This window comes from Enterobacter sp. R-25 (assembly GCF_049913205.1).
GTDB lineage: Bacteria > Pseudomonadota > Gammaproteobacteria > Enterobacterales > Enterobacteriaceae > Enterobacter > Enterobacter ludwigii.
This window is the reverse complement of record NZ_CP183982.1, coordinates 265,612-283,056: the sequence shown is the minus strand read 5'-3', so window position 1 is coordinate 283,056 and position 17,445 is coordinate 265,612. Positions and strand designations below refer to the sequence as shown.

At 55.4% G+C, this 17,445-nt stretch carries 16 protein-coding genes; 6 read left to right on the top strand and 10 right to left on the bottom strand.

Annotation, left to right across the window (positions count from 1 at the left end; all coding sequences use genetic code 11):
• Nucleotides 1-91: 91 nt before the first annotated feature.
• A complete protein-coding gene (locus ACN9MQ_RS01330) occupies nucleotides 92-460 on the bottom strand; it encodes a diacylglycerol kinase (protein ID WP_014168202.1) in 369 nt (122 codons plus the stop codon).
• 154 nt (nucleotides 461-614) lie between these two features.
• On the opposite strand from ACN9MQ_RS01330, the gene plsB reads away from it, so the two are divergent.
• Nucleotides 615-3,035: a glycerol-3-phosphate 1-O-acyltransferase PlsB gene (gene plsB, locus ACN9MQ_RS01325; RefSeq protein WP_228176271.1), complete on the top strand. Its 2,421-nt coding sequence runs from the start codon at nucleotides 615-617 to the stop codon at nucleotides 3,033-3,035.
• A 64-nt stretch (nucleotides 3,036-3,099) separates the two neighbouring features.
• Here the strand turns inward: plsB and ubiA are convergent, their stop codons facing one another.
• From ubiA to malK, 5 genes are all read right to left on the bottom strand, one after another.
• Nucleotides 3,100-3,969, bottom strand: coding sequence for a 4-hydroxybenzoate octaprenyltransferase (ubiA, locus tag ACN9MQ_RS01320; RefSeq protein ID WP_025206398.1), 870 nt, complete (start codon nucleotides 3,967-3,969; stop codon nucleotides 3,100-3,102).
• Nucleotides 3,970-3,981: 12 nt separating this feature from the next.
• Nucleotides 3,982-4,479 carry a chorismate lyase gene (gene ubiC / locus ACN9MQ_RS01315; RefSeq protein ID WP_014168199.1) on the bottom strand — a complete coding sequence of 166 codons (498 nt, stop codon included), beginning with the start codon at nucleotides 4,477-4,479 and terminating at the stop codon, nucleotides 3,982-3,984.
• A gap of 180 nt (nucleotides 4,480-4,659) precedes the next feature.
• Nucleotides 4,660-5,613, bottom strand: a complete 954-nt coding sequence (gene malM / locus ACN9MQ_RS01310; protein ID WP_032681924.1) for a maltose operon protein MalM — start codon at nucleotides 5,611-5,613, stop codon at nucleotides 4,660-4,662.
• Nucleotides 5,614-5,727: 114 nt separating this feature from the next.
• Entirely contained in the window at nucleotides 5,728-7,038 is a 1,311-nt protein-coding gene (locus ACN9MQ_RS01305) for a maltoporin (protein ID WP_020882848.1), read from the bottom strand.
• A gap of 42 nt (nucleotides 7,039-7,080) precedes the next feature.
• Nucleotides 7,081-8,190, bottom strand: a complete 1,110-nt coding sequence (gene malK, locus ACN9MQ_RS01300; protein ID WP_014168196.1) for a maltose/maltodextrin ABC transporter ATP-binding protein MalK — start codon at nucleotides 8,188-8,190, stop codon at nucleotides 7,081-7,083.
• Nucleotides 8,191-8,562: 372 nt separating this feature from the next.
• Between malK and malE the strand changes: the two genes are divergently transcribed.
• The 3 genes from malE (at nucleotide 8,563) to malG (ending at nucleotide 12,269) form a co-directional block, all read left to right on the top strand.
• Complete coding sequence (malE, locus tag ACN9MQ_RS01295; RefSeq protein ID WP_020882849.1) at nucleotides 8,563-9,753, top strand: maltose/maltodextrin ABC transporter substrate-binding protein MalE; 1,191 nt, start codon at nucleotides 8,563-8,565, stop codon at nucleotides 9,751-9,753.
• A 66-nt stretch (nucleotides 9,754-9,819) separates the two neighbouring features.
• The gene (gene malF / locus ACN9MQ_RS01290) at nucleotides 9,820-11,364 is read left to right on the top strand and encodes a maltose ABC transporter permease MalF (RefSeq protein ID WP_020882850.1); all 1,545 of its coding nucleotides are present in this window, start codon (nucleotides 9,820-9,822) and stop codon (nucleotides 11,362-11,364) included.
• A gap of 14 nt (nucleotides 11,365-11,378) precedes the next feature.
• Nucleotides 11,379-12,269: a maltose ABC transporter permease MalG gene (malG, locus tag ACN9MQ_RS01285; RefSeq protein WP_014168193.1), complete on the top strand. Its 891-nt coding sequence runs from the start codon at nucleotides 11,379-11,381 to the stop codon at nucleotides 12,267-12,269.
• Nucleotides 12,270-12,365: 96 nt separating this feature from the next.
• Here the strand turns inward: malG and psiE are convergent, their stop codons facing one another.
• Nucleotides 12,366-12,776: a phosphate-starvation-inducible protein PsiE gene (psiE, locus tag ACN9MQ_RS01280; RefSeq protein WP_020882851.1), complete on the bottom strand. Its 411-nt coding sequence runs from the start codon at nucleotides 12,774-12,776 to the stop codon at nucleotides 12,366-12,368.
• A gap of 129 nt (nucleotides 12,777-12,905) precedes the next feature.
• On the opposite strand from psiE, the gene ACN9MQ_RS01275 reads away from it, so the two are divergent.
• Both ACN9MQ_RS01275 and ACN9MQ_RS01270 read left to right on the top strand, forming a co-directional pair.
• Nucleotides 12,906-13,421 carry a GNAT family N-acetyltransferase gene (locus ACN9MQ_RS01275; RefSeq protein ID WP_063925897.1) on the top strand — a complete coding sequence of 172 codons (516 nt, stop codon included), beginning with the start codon at nucleotides 12,906-12,908 and terminating at the stop codon, nucleotides 13,419-13,421.
• A gap of 8 nt (nucleotides 13,422-13,429) precedes the next feature.
• Nucleotides 13,430-13,885 (top strand): acyltransferase, encoded by a 456-nt coding sequence (locus ACN9MQ_RS01270; RefSeq protein ID WP_020882853.1) that lies wholly within the window; start codon nucleotides 13,430-13,432, stop codon nucleotides 13,883-13,885.
• A 38-nt stretch (nucleotides 13,886-13,923) separates the two neighbouring features.
• Here ACN9MQ_RS01270 and ACN9MQ_RS01265 read toward each other — a convergent pair whose 3' ends face one another.
• From ACN9MQ_RS01265 to ACN9MQ_RS01255, 3 genes are read right to left on the bottom strand one after another with little or no spacing between them, the layout of a single operon-like run.
• On the bottom strand, nucleotides 13,924-16,020 hold the full coding sequence (locus ACN9MQ_RS01265) for a YjbH domain-containing protein (protein ID WP_014168189.1): 2,097 nt from the start codon (nucleotides 16,018-16,020) through the stop codon (nucleotides 13,924-13,926).
• Nucleotides 16,020-16,757 carry a capsule biosynthesis GfcC D2 domain-containing protein gene (locus ACN9MQ_RS01260; protein WP_047954910.1) on the bottom strand — a complete coding sequence of 246 codons (738 nt, stop codon included), beginning with the start codon at nucleotides 16,755-16,757 and terminating at the stop codon, nucleotides 16,020-16,022. The genes ACN9MQ_RS01265 and ACN9MQ_RS01260 overlap by 1 nt, the downstream gene beginning before the upstream one ends.
• Nucleotides 16,754-17,392: a YjbF family lipoprotein gene (locus tag ACN9MQ_RS01255; protein ID WP_025206403.1), complete on the bottom strand. Its 639-nt coding sequence runs from the start codon at nucleotides 17,390-17,392 to the stop codon at nucleotides 16,754-16,756. Before ACN9MQ_RS01255 ends, ACN9MQ_RS01260 begins: the two co-directional genes overlap by 4 nt.
• Nucleotides 17,393-17,445: the final 53 nt, after the last annotated feature.

The window sequence follows — 17,445 nt, the reverse complement described above, 5'->3', positions numbered from 1 at the left end:
TATACAGTTATGCTGTGAGTATATACAGTCAAAGGCGATTTTGGAACCAAAAACTGCACAAAAAACCAGGGACTTAATTATTTCTCGAGGCTTATCGGAAATGTGACCAAAGCAGCGTGACCCAGGTGATGACCGCAGTGATAATCGCCAGCAATACGGCAGCGGACCCCATGTCTTTCGCCCGGCCGGAGAGCTCATGGAAATCAGAGCCGATACGGTCCACCACGGCCTCAATAGCGCTATTGAGAATTTCCACTATCATCACCAACAGCACGGAGCCGATCAACAAAACGCGGGTAATCGCATCAACATCAAGGAAACAGGCGATAATCACCGCGATGATAGCGGCGACGCCCTCCTGGCGAAACGCGGCTTCATTGACCCACGCTGCACGGAAACCTTTCCATGAATAGCCGGCGGCTTTGATGATTCGGGTTAACCCAGTGGTATTATTGGCCATTAAAAGAACCTTTTAATTAAAATAGCGTCAGTAACAGTAGGCGCAGCGTGTTTCGCTGCTGCCTGAAGTATGACGGGTAACAACAGAAATTTTGCGCGCTTTCTGTTATCCTTGCGCCGCAATTGCATTATTAACCAGAGGCTTTACATCGTTTATGTCCGGCTGGCCACGAATTTACTACAAATTACTTAATTTACCATTAAGCGTCCTGGTAAAAAGCAAGTCTATCCCAGCGGAACCCGCGCTGGAATTGGGGCTCGATACGTCACGCCCAATTATGTACGTTTTGCCTTATAACTCGAAGGCAGACCTACTGACGCTTCGCGCCCAGTGTCTGGCGCATGATTTACCTGACCCGCTTGAACCCCTCGAAGTCGACGGCACTCTGCTGCCGCGCTATGTGTTCATTCACGGCGGGCCGCGCGTGTTTACCTATTACACGCCAAAGGAAGAGTCCATCAAGCTTTTCCACGACTATCTCGACCTGCACCGCAGCAATCCGGGTCTGGATGTGCAGATGGTGCCGGTATCGGTGATGTTTGGTCGTCGCCCGGGCAGAGAGAAAGGTGAAGAGAACCCACCGCTGCGCATGCTTAACGGCATTCAGAAATTCTTCGCGGTCTCCTGGCTGGGACGTGACAGCTTCGTGCGTTTCTCCCCGTCCGTTTCGCTGCGCCGTATGGCGGACGAACACGGCACCGACAAGATTATCGCGCAGAAACTGGCGCGCGTGGCGCGTATGCACTTCGCCCGTCAGCGTCTGGCTGCCGTCGGCCCGCGTCTTCCTGCACGTCAGGACCTCTTCAACAAGCTGCTGGCCTCCAAAGCGATTGCCAGGGCCGTTGAAGACGAAGCGCGCAGCAAAAAGATTTCCCATGAGAAAGCACAGCAGAACGCTATTGCGCTGATGGAAGAGATTGCCGCGAACTTCTCTTACGAGATGATTCGTCTTTCCGATCGTATCCTGGGCTTTACGTGGAACCGCCTCTATCAGGGCATCAACGTTCATAACGCCGAGCGCGTACGCCAGCTGGCCCATGATGGCCATGAGATTGTCTATGTCCCCTGCCACCGCAGCCACATGGACTATCTGCTCCTCTCCTATGTGCTCTATCACCAGGGTCTGGTACCGCCGCACATCGCTGCCGGCATTAACCTGAACTTCTGGCCAGCCGGCCCGATTTTCCGTCGCCTGGGGGCGTTCTTTATTCGTCGTACCTTTAAGGGCAACAAGCTCTACTCCACCGTATTCCGTGAATATCTTGGCGAGCTGTTCAGCCGCGGTTATTCCGTTGAATACTTCGTGGAAGGGGGTCGCTCCCGTACCGGTCGTCTGCTCGATCCTAAAACCGGCACGCTGTCGATGACCATTCAGGCGATGCTGCGCGGGGGAACCCGCCCGATCACCCTGGTACCCATCTACATTGGCTACGAACACGTGATGGAAGTGGGCACCTACGCCAAAGAGCTGCGCGGTGCGACCAAAGAGAAAGAGAGCCTGCCGCAGATGCTGCGCGGCCTGAGCAAGTTACGCAACCTTGGCCAGGGCTACGTCAACTTTGGCGAGCCGATGCCGCTGATGACCTACCTGAACAACCATGTTCCGGAGTGGCGCGAGTCTATCGATCCTATCGAAGCAATACGCCCGGCCTGGCTGACGCCTACGGTCAACAGCATCGCCTCTGAACTGATGGTGCGTATTAACAACGCCGGTGCGGCAAACGCCATGAACCTGTGCTGTACGGCGCTTCTGGCCTCACGTCAGCGTTCACTGACCCGTGAACAGCTTACGGAGCAGCTGGATTGCTATCTCGACATGATGCGCAACGTGCCGTACTCGGTGGATTCGACCGTACCGGTAAGCACGGCAAGCGAGCTTATCGAGCATGCCCTGCAGATGAACAAGTTTGAAGTCGAAAAGGACACCATCGGCGACATCATCATTCTCCCGCGCGAGCAGGCGGTGCTGATGACTTACTATCGCAACAACATCGCGCATATGCTGATGCTGCCCTCGCTCATGGCGGCCATCATCACCCAGCATCGTCGCATCTCGCGTCAGGAGCTGTTGCGTCATGTTGAAACGCTCTATCCAATGCTGAAAGCGGAGCTGTTCCTGCGCTGGGACAAGGACGAACTGGCGACTGAGCTGAATAAACTGACCGAAGAGCTGCGTCGTCAGGGGCTGATTACCGTCACGAACGACGAGCTGCATATCAATCCGTCACGGTCCCGTACCCTGCAACTGCTGGCGGCGGGCGCGCGCGAAACGCTGCAGCGCTACGCCATTACCTTCTGGTTGCTGAGCGCGAATCCGTCCATTAACCGCGGTACGCTCGAGAAAGAGAGCCGGACGCTGGCACAGCGCCTGTCTGTTCTGCACGGGATTAACGCCCCGGAATTCTTCGACAAAGCGGTCTTCAGCTCTCTGGTGCTGACGCTGCGTGATGAAGGGTTTATCAGTGATACGGGCGATGCCGAGCCTGAAGAGACGCTGAAGGTATACCAGATGCTGGCCGAACTGATCACGTCTGATGTGCGTTTAACGATTGAAAGTGCGACGCAAGGCGAATGAAGCGTGCAGCGGTCTGATGACCTGCGATGAAAACAAAAACGGCAGCCTCCTGGCTGCCGTTTTTTTACGAAAAGTAGCTCATCGCCAGCCCTAAAAACAGCACCAGACCGACATAGTTGTTATTCATAAACGCCTTGAAGCAGGCTTCACGCTCCCGTTTGGCAATCAGCTTCTGCTGGTAGACAAACAGCATTCCCGCCACCAGCACGGCCCAGTAAAACGCCCAGTTGAGCCCGTTCAGGTAACCCATCGTCACCATCAACGCCAGCACCGCAACCTGCAGGATACCGATGATCAGCTTGTCATGACGTCCGAAGAGGATCGCCGTCGATTTAATGCCAATCTTCAGGTCATCGTCGCGGTCTACCATCGCGTATTGCGTGTCGTATGCCACGGCCCAGAGAATGTTCGCCAGGAACATCAGCCAGCAGCTTAACGGGACGGACTCACTCACCGCCGCAAACGCCATCGGGATCGACCAGCCAAACGCCGCGCCCAGCACCACCTGAGGCAGGTGGGTGTAGCGCTTCATGAACGGATAAACCCAGGCCAGAGCCAGGGCCGCAACTGAAAGCAGAATGGTCATGGTGTTCAGGGTCAACACCAGCAGGAAAGAGAGCAGAACCAGTACGATAAACAGCGTACGGGCCTCTTTCTCGGTCACTTGCCCGCTGGGCAACGGACGATGGGCCGTACGTTTTACGTGCCCGTCGAATTTACGATCCGCATAGTCATTGACCACGCAGCCCGCCGCACGCATCAGCCAGACGCCTGCAATGAACACCCCCAGGATCCACAGCGGCGGTACCCCTGGTGTTGCTACCCATAGCGCCCAAAGGGTCGGCCACAGCAGCAGCAGCGCGCCGATGGGTTTATCTGTACGCATCAAGCGGTGATAAGCCAACAGCTTATTCTGCGTCAGGCTCCACTCCATTTTTTCTTCCTCTTAGTACAACGGCGATGCCGGTAAAAAAAGCTCCGTCAGTATTAACGGTTTACCGCTCAGGCGAAGGCGGGAACGACGCCCCCACAGTTCGGCATCGCGCCCAATCTCAATAAAATCCCGGGTAAGCTCGGACGACGTGAAAAGATAACGCCCCAGCGGCGTATTCCCCAGCCGTTGTAGCGCCAGTTCTGGCCCGGAAAGGGTAGACTCGGGAACGACCGTTCGTCCGGCAAGCCATGGCTCACCGTCTGCACAGAGTAAAATTTCGCGCAGCCAGTAGCGTTCTTCCTGCGGCAACAGCGGCAGCTCAGAGGCGATCTCAGCGCAAGAGACAAACCCTTCCTGAACCAGGGTCACCGTAACGGTTTTGCCCTGCTGCTCGAAACGTTTAGTCATGGAATCTTCCAGCAGCAGCCAGTCCAGTTGCTCCGGGTCAAGCGCAGGTATTTGGTCGAAATAGCGCAGCGCACGCAGTTGCGTTAGCGCGGGGTGTGACATGCCAGACTCTCCGATACATAACGTAATGGCATTGTATCGCAGAAAAGTGGATTGAGGGGGGCCAAACGTTATTTAACGATCACGATCGCAACAAGAGCGCAACAGCCCGTGTGACACCAAAAAAAGTGCGCCCACTCAGGCGCACTAAACTACTAACAAATCAGCACTGTGGGGAAACGGTTACCCCTTGCCTTTTACACTGCTGATAAAGGTGGAACGGGCAGTGGTTGAACCTAAACGTTCGGCTTCATCAAGCAGTTTCAGCGCTTTGTCGACATCGCCGCGCTTCACCGCCTGCTTAATGGCGTTATTGAAGTATTCTTCGGTGTCGTTCAGTACCGGCTCGGCTTTCTTCGCCGGAGCTGGGGCTGCGGTTGCAGCCGGAGCCGCCGCCGTAGCAACGGGTGCGGCATACACAGGCGCAGCAGTGTTCCCCACCGTGACCGGACCTGTACCGGATGAACCAAACAGAGGGCCAACCAGTACGCTGGAAGCACTGTTTGTTGAGACTTTCAGCTTCAGCAACCCGTCGGTGACATGACGCGCTAACGGATCCGGGATATCCGGAACAGAGTTACCGGTTCCTTTGGCATAGGCTTTTGCCGGGTCGGTGAGCTTAGTGGTCTGCTGCAAATCTTTGTCCGTGGTGAAGACCAGGACATAAATCTTCTGCTGTCCCAGAGCAGGCGTCAGGCGCATTTTGCCTTCGAGGCGGTCAGCGCTCATGACGCCAGGTTCCTGGTAGCCAAAATAGTCGCTCGGGAAGAAGGCAGATGGCGTCAGGTTTTGGTCCAGAATCAGGACGTTAGGCGCAAATACGCTGGTCTGCTTGCTTACTTCGCTGGTCAGCGTCAGGGTCAGCTCACCAATATTGGCCGGGACGCTGAAAGCGGCAACCGGACCGGCAATCCCCGGCACGTTAAGCTGTTGGCCTGCCGCAGAAAGTTGGGTTGACTGGGTTTTGGATTGGTCAACCGGCGTCCAGGTCAGTTGCTGGAGCGCCGCCGCCGGGATGGCAGGCGCAGCGCTGGTATTTTGTGGCACGAAATTGACATCTGCGAAGGTGATCGCCGGAACACAGGCCAGCAGCCCCGCAGAGAGGCACAGCGCGACGAGACTTTTCTTCATTTTCATTGTTATTACCTCTGATAGCGTGAGCACTGCGGTGGCCAGGCAATAGCGCGCAGCACCCTAAGGATAGAGGGGCTTACGCCCCTCTTTTTAGGTCATTACGTCAGGTCTACCGAATTACCACCAGATTTCCATCTGGGCACCGAAGGTCCACTCGTCGGAGTCGCCACGGCTGAAGGTTTTCGCGGAAGTGTCGCTATACGCTACGCCAGAGGTGTAACCTGCGCCTGAGTCGTTGTTCGCATAGCCCCATTTCTCATCCCACTTCGCGTAGGTTGCGAAGACACGGATAGCCGGGCGAGACCAGATGCTGTCGCCTGCCTGCCATTGCTGTGCCAGGGTGATTTTGTATTGGCTGTTTTTCTCGTCAGTTTTCTGAGACTTAACGTTGTCGTAGCCCACTTCAAGCAGGGTGCTCATGATTGGCGTCCATTTGAACATTGGACGCACGCCGACAGTCCACCACTCTGTACCATTGTTGTTGTCACGATCGATATTCTGGTACATACCGACGTACATCAGGTCCCAACGGTCTGCCAGGGTGATTGCACCGTGGTCCAGCACACGCCACATGGAACCGTCGTTATCAATGCTACCGCCCTGCGGAATACCTTTGCCGTTAGAGGTCATGGAGTCCGTACCGTACTGCAGCACGAACTTGTTGAAGCCTTTCAACATGCTCTGGGTGTGTTCAGCGGTGAACAGCCAGCCATCTTTAGAGGCGCCAGGCTGCAGATAGTAGTCGTCAGGAATGTTGGTGTGACCATAGTCAACACCCAGTTCCAGTGTACCACCCGGGTTGGTTTCCAGGCCGGCCAGACGGACGTCGAAGACATCGTTTGGTACTACGTTGTCATAAATACGGTCACCGTTCGCATCACGATCGGCGAAGGTTGCAGAACCGCCGGACTCAGAAGAACGGGTCGCGGCCAGAGACAGTTTACCGAAGCCCAGATCGATGTTTTCGATACCCGCACCAGGACCAGAGATATCCCAGTAGTAGAAGTCGATCATGTGGACGTCATGACGCTGATAGAAACGCTTACCGGCCCAGATGGTGGAGCCTGGCAGCCATTCAATCAGGTTTTTACCCTGCACGTTTGCTTCACGGAAGGCCGGGCTGGTGGATTCCCAGTCATTCTGCTGAGAAACGGAATACGCAACGTTAGTGTCGAAATAGAAGCTCTTATCGCCCTCTTTCCACACTTCCTGACCCAGTTTCAGTTCGGCGTAGGTTTCACATTCGTTACCAAGACGGTATTTACTTTGTGCACCGGTTGCCTGGAAACATTGTTGTTCACCGCCACTCCCGGTCCAGCCAATGCCAGAACGAGCATAACCTTTAAAGTCCACGGCACCCGCGTGTGCAGACAAAATGCCTGCCGTCACGGCGATTGCCAGAGGAAGTTTGCGCAGAGTAATCATCATTCTATCTCCTGAGATCATTGCTTTTCTTTGTAATTGGAATGCTTAAACGCCTGGCTCTTTGTGCAACCGACGACATGCGGTGCCATCCTCACGGAACAGATGGCAACGCTCTGGCGGCAAACCGATAGCGAATGTGGCACCCTCTTCTACCAACACCACGTCATTCTGGCGGTAGACCAGGTTCTGACGGATGGCGGGGATCTGGATATGAATCTGTGTTTCGTGACCAAGTTGTTCGACGACCTGAACGTCACCTTCCAGCGTCACATCGGCGATGTGGCTCGGCAGTAAATGCTCAGGACGAATACCGAGGGACATATTGGCCCCCACCTGTACGTTGGCGCTGTCGACCGGCAGCCACACTTGCTGACGGTTTGGCAGCTCCACCTGTACCTGTTCAATGGCTGTCGCGGTCACTTTGACGGGCAGGAAGTTCATCTTTGGCGAGCCAATAAAGCCCGCAACAAAGCGGTCTGCCGGGTAGTGATAAAGCTCCAGCGGTTTACCCACCTGCGCCACGCGACCGGCGTCCAGCACCACAATTTTGTCGGCCAGCGTCATCGCTTCGACCTGATCGTGGGTGACGTAAATCATCGTGCGGCCAAGACGTTTGTGCAGACGGGAGATTTCGATACGCATCTGGACGCGCAGGGCGGCATCCAGGTTAGAAAGCGGTTCATCGAGCAGGAACACACGCGGTTCGGCGACCAGCGTACGGCCAATTGCCACACGCTGACGCTGACCACCGGAAAGGGCTTTTGGTTTACGCTCAAGCAGGTGTGCCAGCTGTAACACTTCCGCCACCTGCGTGACGCGCTGGTTAATCACCTCTTTTTTCGCGCCCGCCAGCTTCAGACCGAAGGACATGTTCTCGGCTACGGAAAGGTGGGGATAGAGTGCATAAGACTGGAAAACCATGCCGACGCCACGTTCGGCAGGCGGAATGTCATTCATTCGGGTATCACCAATCAGCAAATCGCCGCTGGTGATGGTTTCAAGACCGGCAATCATACGCAGCAGAGTTGATTTACCGCAGCCAGATGGGCCGACAAATACCACGAATTCACCTTCGTGGATGTCCAGATTGATGTCTTTCGACACCACAACGTCACCCCAGGCTTTCGTTACATTACGCAGCTGTACGCTCGCCATGCCCTTCTCCCTTCGTTACAACCTGTCACCGACAGAAACATTCAAGATAAGTTCACTATGGGGTATCCATTACTTTCGTGAATCCTCCACCCCCCGGCTTTTTTATGGGGGAGGAGGCGGGAGGATGAGAGAGCAGGCTCTGCGACCGCCGCTGGAGGGCTGAGGCGAAATTCGTGAAGCCACCTGCAAAATTCACTGTGTTTTTATGTGCGCCAGCACTCATAACTTAAATTTATGTAACGGAGATCACACAAACGGGGGGTGGGGCGTAGGGGTTGGGAGGATGGAAAGAGGATGTCAAATAAGGAGACTGAGTCACGTTGAACCACCTCAGTGTATCCACGAGCACATCACCAAAAAAGGATGGCAGATATGAAGATCAAGACTGGCGCACGCGTTTTCGCATTGTCCGCCCTTGCAGCAATGATGATTTCCGCACCGGCTCTCGCCAAAATTGAAGAAGGTAAGCTGGTTATCTGGATTAACGGCGATAAAGGCTATAACGGCCTGGCCGAAGTGGGCAAGAAATTCGAGAAAGACACCGGTATCAAAGTTACCATTGAACACCCGGACAAACTGGAAGAGAAATTCCCGCAGGTGGCTGCAACGGGTGACGGTCCGGACATCATCTTCTGGGCACATGACCGTTTCGGTGGCTACGCCCAGTCGGGTCTGCTGGCTGAAGTGACGCCGGACAAAGCTTTCCAGGACAAACTGTACCCGTTCACCTGGGATGCCGTTCGCTATAACGGCAAGATCATCGCTTACCCAATCGCGGTAGAAGCGCTGTCTCTGATTTACAACAAAGACCTGGTACCCAACCCACCGAAAACCTGGGAAGAGATCCCGAAACTGGATAAAGAGCTGAAGGCGAAAGGTAAGAGCGCGCTGATGTTCAACCTGCAGGAACCGTACTTCACCTGGCCGCTGATTGCTGCCGACGGCGGTTACGCGTTCAAATTTGAAAACGGCAAATATGACGTGAAAGACGTGGGCGTGGACAACGCTGGCGCGAAAGCAGGCCTGACCTTCCTGGTTGACCTCATTAAGAACAAACACATGAACGCGGATACCGACTACTCCATCGCAGAAGCGGCGTTCAACAAAGGCGAAACCGCGATGACCATCAACGGTCCGTGGGCCTGGACCAACATCGACAAGAGCAAAATCAACTACGGCGTAACCCTGCTGCCAACCTTTAAAGGCAAGCCGTCTAAACCGTTCGTTGGCGTGCTGAGCGCAGGTATTAACGCTGCCAGCCCGAACAAAGAGCTGGCGAAAGAGTTCCTGGAAAACTACCTGCTGACCGATCAGGGTCTGGATGAAGTGAACAAGGACAAACCGCTGGGCGCGGTTGCGCTGAAATCCTTCCAGGATCAGCTGGCGAAAGACCCACGTATCGCGGCAACCATGGATAACGCCCAGAAAGGCGAAATCATGCCGAACATCCCACAAATGGCAGCGTTCTGGTACGCCACCCGTACCGCCGTCATCAACGCAGCAAGCGGTCGTCAGACGGTTGATGCTGCGCTGAAAGATGCTCAGGGTCGTATCACGAAGTAAGGCTTTTATCCCCTCTCTCCCCTGCGGAGAGAGGGAGAACAAAATGTGTTGTAGAGGAAGAACCCCATGGATGTCATTAAAAAGAAACACTGGTGGCAAAGCTCTGCCCTGAAGTGGTCTGTAATGGGTCTGCTGTGTCTGCTGGTGGGTTACCTTGTTGTTTTAATGTACGTACAAGGGGAATATCTGTTCGCCATCATGACGCTGATTTTAAGCTCTGCTGGCCTGTATATTTTCGCCAACCGTAAAGCCTATGCCTGGCGATATGTTTACCCGGGCGTGGCCGGGATGGGCCTGTTTGTCCTGTTCCCGCTGATTTGTACCATTGCTATCGCGTTCACCAACTACAGCAGCACCAACCAGCTTGCGCAGGAACGCGCCCAACAGGTGCTGATGGACCGCTCTTATCAGGCGGGCAAAACCTTTAACTTCGGCCTGTATCCTGCGGGCAGCGAGTGGAAGTTAGCACTCACTGACGAAGAAACCGGCAAAAATTATGTCTCTGACGCTTTCAAATTTGGCGGCGAGCAGAAGCTGGCCTTAAAAGAGGCTGCGGCCCTGCCGGAAGGCGAACGCGCTAACCTGCGCATCATTACGCAGAACCGTCAGGCGCTGACGCAGCTTACCGCCCAACTGCCGGACGAAAGCAAAGTGACCATGAGTTCACTGCGCCAGTTCTCCGGGACACAACCGCTCTATACGCTGGCGGACGACGGCACGCTGACCAACAACCAGAGCGGCGTGAAGTACCGTCCAAACAACGACATTGGTTTCTACCAGTCCATTACGGCTGATGGCAAATGGGGTGATGACAAGCTCAGCCCGGGCTACACCGTGACGATAGGCTGGGACAACTTCACCCGCGTCTTCACCGATGAAGGGATCCAGAAACCGTTCTTCGCCATCTTTGTCTGGACCGTAGTGTTCTCCATACTGACGGTGATCCTGACCGTTGCCGTGGGCATGGTGCTGGCGTGTCTGGTGCAGTGGGAATCTCTGAAAGGGAAAGCCATTTACCGCGTGCTGCTTATTCTGCCGTATGCCGTCCCGTCGTTTATCTCGATTCTGATTTTCAAAGGGCTGTTTAACCAGAGCTTCGGTGAAATCAACATGATGCTGAGCGCGCTGTTCGGCATCAAACCGGCCTGGTTCAGCGACCCAATCACCGCCCGCTCGATGATTATCATCGTGAACACCTGGCTCGGTTATCCGTACATGATGATCCTGTGCATGGGCCTGCTGAAGGCGATTCCGGACGATTTGTACGAAGCCTCGGCAATGGATGGCGCGGGTCCGTTCCAGAATTTCTTTAAGATTACGCTGCCGCTGCTCATTAAGCCGCTGACGCCGCTGATGATTGCCAGCTTTGCCTTCAACTTTAACAACTTCGTGCTGATTCAGCTGTTGACCAACGGTGGGCCTGACCGTCTTGGCACCACCACGCCGGCAGGCTATACCGACCTGCTCGTCAGCTACACCTACCGTATCGCCTTCGAAGGCGGCGGCGGTCAGGACTTCGGTCTGGCGGCAGCGATTGCCACCCTGATCTTCCTGCTGGTTGGCGCTCTGGCGATTGTGAACCTGAAAGCAACACGCATGAAATTCGACTAAGGAGGGCACAGAATATGTCTATGGTCCAACCCAAATCTCAGAAACTGCGCCTCTTCGCGACGCATTTAGGGCTGCTGATTTTTATCGCGGCAATCATGTTCCCGCTGCTGATGGTCATCGCCATCTCCCTGCGTGCCGGTAACTTCGCGACCGGGAGCCTGATCCCGGATGAAATCTCCTGGGAGCACTGGAAGTTAGCGCTGGGCTTCAGCGTTGAACACGCGGATGGCCGCGTCACGCCACCGCCGTTCCCGGTGCTGTTATGGCTGTGGAACTCGGTGAAAATTGCCGGGATTACCGCGATTGGTATTGTCGCACTCTCCACGACCTGTGCTTACGCCTTTGCCCGTATGCGTTTCCCGGGTAAAGCCACGCTGCTGAAAGGGATGCTGATTTTCCAGATGTTCCCGGCGGTACTGTCACTGGTGGCGTTGTATGCCTTGTTTGACCGACTGGGCCAGTATGTGCCGTTTATCGGCCTGAACACCCACGGTGGCGTCATCTTCGCCTATCTTGGCGGTATCGCGCTGCATGTGTGGACCATCAAAGGGTATTTCGAAACCATTGACGGCTCGCTGGAAGAAGCGGCGGCGCTGGATGGCGCGACCCCGTGGCAGGCATTCCGTCTGGTGCTTCTGCCGCTGTCGGTGCCGATCCTGGCGGTGGTCTTTATCCTGTCGTTTATCGCAGCCATCACCGAAGTGCCGGTCGCTTCCCTGTTACTGCGTGATGTCAACAGCTATACGCTGGCCGTCGGTATGCAGCAATACCTCAATCCGCAGAACTATTTGTGGGGCGACTTTGCTGCGGCGGCTGTACTCTCCGCCATCCCTATCACTGTCGTGTTCCTGCTGGCGCAGCGCTGGCTGGTGAATGGCCTGACGGCGGGCGGTGTGAAAGGTTAAGTTTCATTTGTTATGCCACTGCAACCCTCAACTTTAGACGTATTGTATTGACCCAACTTGTGACTGTTGTTAGGCGGCCTCCGGGCCGCCATTTTTTTATTCCCGTTTCAGCCGTTTCGAATTGCACAGCCAGAGCGTGATCACCAGCAGCAGGATCGCCGCCGAATAGATCAGTACGTCGAGCGGGGAGGTATGATCCACGATGATCAGCCGCACAATCGCGGTGATCCCGATGTAAACAAAATAGCGTAGCGGGAAGTGAAAGCCCGACTGGAAATACTTCACAATCAGCGCGATAAATTCAAAGTAGAGAAAGTAAACCACCAGGCCTTCCACCAGCTCATATTTGCTGGTTTGTTCAGGGGCGAACAGCACATCCGCCAGATGCACCGTCTCTTTGCCTAAAAAGACGACCAGTATCAGGCCAAGGCTCAGCAGACCGAGGTTCAGCACGGTCTGGAGGATTGTTGAGATAAACTCAACGCGCGGGCGAGTCAGGGATGTCATAGAGCACCTCATTCTCCAGGGCGAGGTTCCTGTATAACGCAAAAATGTGACGGTGATCTATATTTTTTGTTTATATTATGTTCAGCGCTGTGGCATGTTGCACTGTGACACGCTTATTTCGACGAAGGGATGATGAAATTAACCATTCAACGCGCCACCGTGGATGATGCAAAACAGCTGAGTGAAATGGGGTATGCCAGCTACCGGCATCACTTTGGGCATCTATGGGAAAGCCAGACAGAGCTTGCCGCCTTTCTTGAGCAGGAATACGCGCCGCAGGCGATAGCAGACAGCCTGATGCAGCCGGGCACTTACTGGCTCATTGCCAGCGCACAGACACCCGTCGGTTTCGCAAAATTCTCAACCCAGCAGACCATCGAGCCCGAGGGGCTGTCGGGTACGCTCCTGCATAAACTCTATTTATTGCCGGATGCCACGGGACACCGCTACGGCGAGCAACTCCTTGCGGAAGTGATTCGCCAGGCAAAAGCCTGTTCGGAAAATCTGCTGTGGCTGGAAGTCCTCGAAAAGAACCCTCGCGCACGCCGGTTTTACGAAGCGCAGGGGCTGAAACATGTCAAAGACACCCTCTTCGTCACTGCGGCACAAACCAGCACCCTCCATATTATGTCGATGCCAGTCTAAGGAGATGTATGCCAGAGCAACGCCAGGCGGCTATTCGTCATGTTGTCTGCGGCGAAAACGTCGTCATTTACGAACCCGCGAATCTTTATGAATGTTCGCTGGGCGATAACGTCTTTATCGGCCCGTTTGTTGAAATCCAGGCTAACTCGCACATCGGTGCTGATAGCAAAATTCAGTCCCATACCTTCATCTGCGAGTATGTCACCGTCGGCGAGCGCTGTTTCATTGGCCATGGGGTGATGTTCGCCAACGATATGTTCCGCGACGGTAAACCCAATGCCGACCGGCGCAGCTGGGGACACATTCGCGTGGGCAACGACGTTTCAATCGGCAGCGGGGCCACCATTCTGGCTGTCTCAATTTGCGATGGGGCGGTGATTGGGGCGGGAAGCGTGGTGACAAAGTCCATCACCGAGAAAGGGGTTTACGCCGGGAACCCGGCGAGACTGTTGCGGCGTTTGTAAGGTGCCCGGCAGGCGTAACGCTACCGGGCACTCACGCATCATCTGAAGTTGATGTTCTTATCGCTGGTCATGTCGTACAGCTGGAATTTACGCCCCAGCTGCTGACCACCGTCACGCGTCAGCGGCGTCCAGCCAATTGCCGCACGGCTGCGGGTTGGGCCTGACGAGAACAGATCCAGCGGAATGGAGACGTACACGCCTTTGGTGAAGTCCCCTTCCCCGTACTCGTCCGGCGAGACGTTAGTGATCGTGGCATAGCCACCGACCACCACACCGCTGTCGAAGTGTTTAGAGATATCCAGCGTGCCGCCTTTATCCCCCGCCAGATACTGACCAACGCTGGCTTTCACCAGTACGTCGGGGGCAAACGACGGCGTCCAGTAGGCCGTCAGATGGCCGGTTTTAACGCTGTAGTCGGTGAACTTCATCATGTCCTGCGCGCTGCGCCAGTCACGCTGTTTCACGTAGTTGGCATCAAGACCAAACGCCCAGTTGCTGTCTACCGGACGGTAGAGCACTTCAGCCCCCGCGCCGCCAAACATCGTTTCAAGATAACCGCCGTAAACCTGGCCGTAGAAACCGTTACCAAAGTACTGGAAGTAGTTGGCCTGCAGGTTGTTTACGTAAGCGTCGTTCTGCACATATTCACGTACGCGAGTACGCACGCGCGGCAGCTTCGAGTCGTTCGGCGGGTTGGTATAGTTGAACTTGTCGTAGTTGTTGGCAAGGTTACCGAACAGGCTGCCGGTGGTCAGCAGGTGGTCGGTGACCCACAGATCCGCCGTCGCCATGACGCCCAACTGATACATGTAGAAGTTTTCTGGCCCACCAACAGACTGGTTCAGTACCGGATCGATATGGAAATCAAAGCGCGACTTATCGATATACCAGCCCTGCTCGGTGGTGTCTGGCACCACTGGCTCAACGCGTTTTTGCACCAGCTCGGTTTCATGCCCAAGCGGTTCGCCTTCCAGATGGCGCTTAAGGCTGGCGACATCCGTTTCCGTCGTGACCTGCGGCATGTTCAGACGGTTTTCGGTCACGCGGATCGTGCTGATCCCGTCCGGCAGATCGTTCATGATAATCCGGTTGGCGCGCTCGATCCCTTCCCGCGAGTCGCGGTATTTCACCTGCTCGCCGGTCACGTACAGCGTATCGCCTTTCACCTGAATCTTCGGATCCGCCAGGCCGGCGTTGTATTTCAGCAGGGTCAGTTGGTTCGCCACGACGGAGTGCTGCAGAATGGCATCCTGCGGCTCCGGCTGGTAGGCAGGCCGCGCGTTGTCGTTGTAGTGTGGCCGCATATCGTTAAAGTTGGTACGCAGCGTCACGCCAAACATCACGGTATTGCCACGCTCATAGCTGAGGTTAACGTCAGCCCAGTCAGCCACACGGTAAATGGCACCGACGTTAAATTTGCTCTTCTGCTCAATCTTGCCGGCGAAATCCTGTGAATAATCATTCCCTTCGTATTCCAGCTTCAGGCGCAGCGGCTGCCAGGGCGTCTGGTACTCTACGCCGCCAAACAGCGAGGCCGGGCCGTGGAACATCTGGTCGCCGTTGATGGAGCCCGCTTTCTGATAGCTGTTATCGCGATAGCAATATTTGTCGCTGTAGGAGCAGAACGGGTTTTTCACGTTGCCGCTGGTCCCCAGATACCCCCAGCCGAGACCGAGTGAGAAATCAAACGGTCCCCAGGCTTTGCTGGCCACCACGTATTCCGCATCAAACAGACCGGTACCGCCGATATCCCGTGCGCCAACAGAGACCTGCGGCATCCAGTAACTCTCTTCCCACAGACGCAGCTTCACGTCGAACGCTTTATCTTTGTAGGTCTGATCGCCGGAGAAGGACTCGACGCTGCTGTACCGTTTGGTGCGCACATCAGTGTAGCGCAGCGTGGTTTCGAGCCACGGAAACAGCTGTACAGCGGCGGAGTAGTAGCGATACTGATCGTTATCGCGGTAGTTGAGGCTGATTTCCCCTTCCCGCGCCATGCGCGCGGTAGGCGTTTGCAGTAAACCGACGCCGCCGAAATCTGACTGAGACGGGCCAATGGGTGCCGGATACGTTTCTGCATGGCAGGCGGCACTCACGCACAACGCCAGCATGCTATAGAGATAGGTTCTTTTCATTATTCCGGTATCCGCTGTTTCAGGGAGTGAAGGATATCGGCGTTCAGCCCGTCATATGCCTTCGTCCAGAAATGGTCGGCAAAACCGACAAAAATGACGCTGCCTGGCATCGGTTCGATATGGCGTTTATTCCAGTAGGCTACCGGTGCTTTTTGCGTTTGGCCGTCCGGGTACACCACCCATGCGTAGCTCTTATCAGCACCGCTCAACAGATGTTGTTCATCGAGATAGCTCGCCACATCGCGACCCGGCATAAACGGCTTGTCACCCGGACTGCTGACAAGCCCGAACACGGTAATGGTAGAAGGCTGAACAGGTAGCCAGAGCGTGTACTCGCCTTCCAGTGACGGGTTAGCCGTTTCCGCGACGCGAACGTGGTCCGGATCGAGATTGACCGGCAACCGTCCGGTGACCTTCAGCGCCTTAAGCTGCTGGCGAAGGCTGTTAATGGCCGCCGCGTCGTCACCCTCTTCCTGCTCCGCCAGCCCTGTCAGCCTGGCGAGCAGCGCGTTATGTTGTTGCTCCGCCACCACCGTCGCCTGTCGTTCACTGATGACCGCACCCGGCCACCAGCTGTTCGCCAGCCTTGGCTGGCCGACGAGATCGATCAAGTGTCCGGCGTTGGTCAATGTTTTAGGCTTCGTATTGTCCTGCGTATAGACTTTTACCGTCCCGGCAGACCATGCGAGCGGCGTAGCAAAGCTTGCGATCAGCGCCACGCGAATTAGTGTTTTCATGATTTCGCGGCCTTGATCAGCGTGGTTTTGACCGGGAAGAATCCGGCACCAAGATACTGTAACGACTGGCGTATCTGGCCGTCATCGTCCACCCAGAAGCGGTTATGCCAGGTTGCCTGATCGGTAGTGACCTCTTCATCCAGCACGCGAACCCGGGTTTCGTCGCTGCCCACATTGACGCTGTCCGTGCCATCCCAGCGGAAGGTGGAGCGGGCGGTGGCATAGCGAACCTGCTTGTGTTCGGTCCAGCCCATCGTGCGGGTCCAGCTTGCCCCGTCGGTTATCTGGTTCGGCTTGTTCAGCGGATCGGCGGCGAGATTGTTGACTTCAAGCAGGTTGTCGCCCCCGAGCAGGGTTTTCACGATACGGCTATGCTGCGTTACGATGGTGGCCTGATCCTGCGTCACCCATTTCTGCTGCCCGTTTTCATCGAAAGCGAGCACCACAAACAGCTGTGGGCCATCGTTGAGCTGCATGTACTGACTGGCATAGGGCATGTTCTGAAGTTCGTCATCGGTCAGATGCACGCCCGGCGTACCGAACATGCTTTCCCACAGTGAATGGCCCAGCCCTTTGGTGGTGGCCGAGCATGCCTGCAAAAGCAGACAAATCAGGATGATCCCAGGTCGCTTCACGACTCTTCTCCGCATTATTGCCGGGTGATGCTGCGCTTACCCGGTCTACAGGT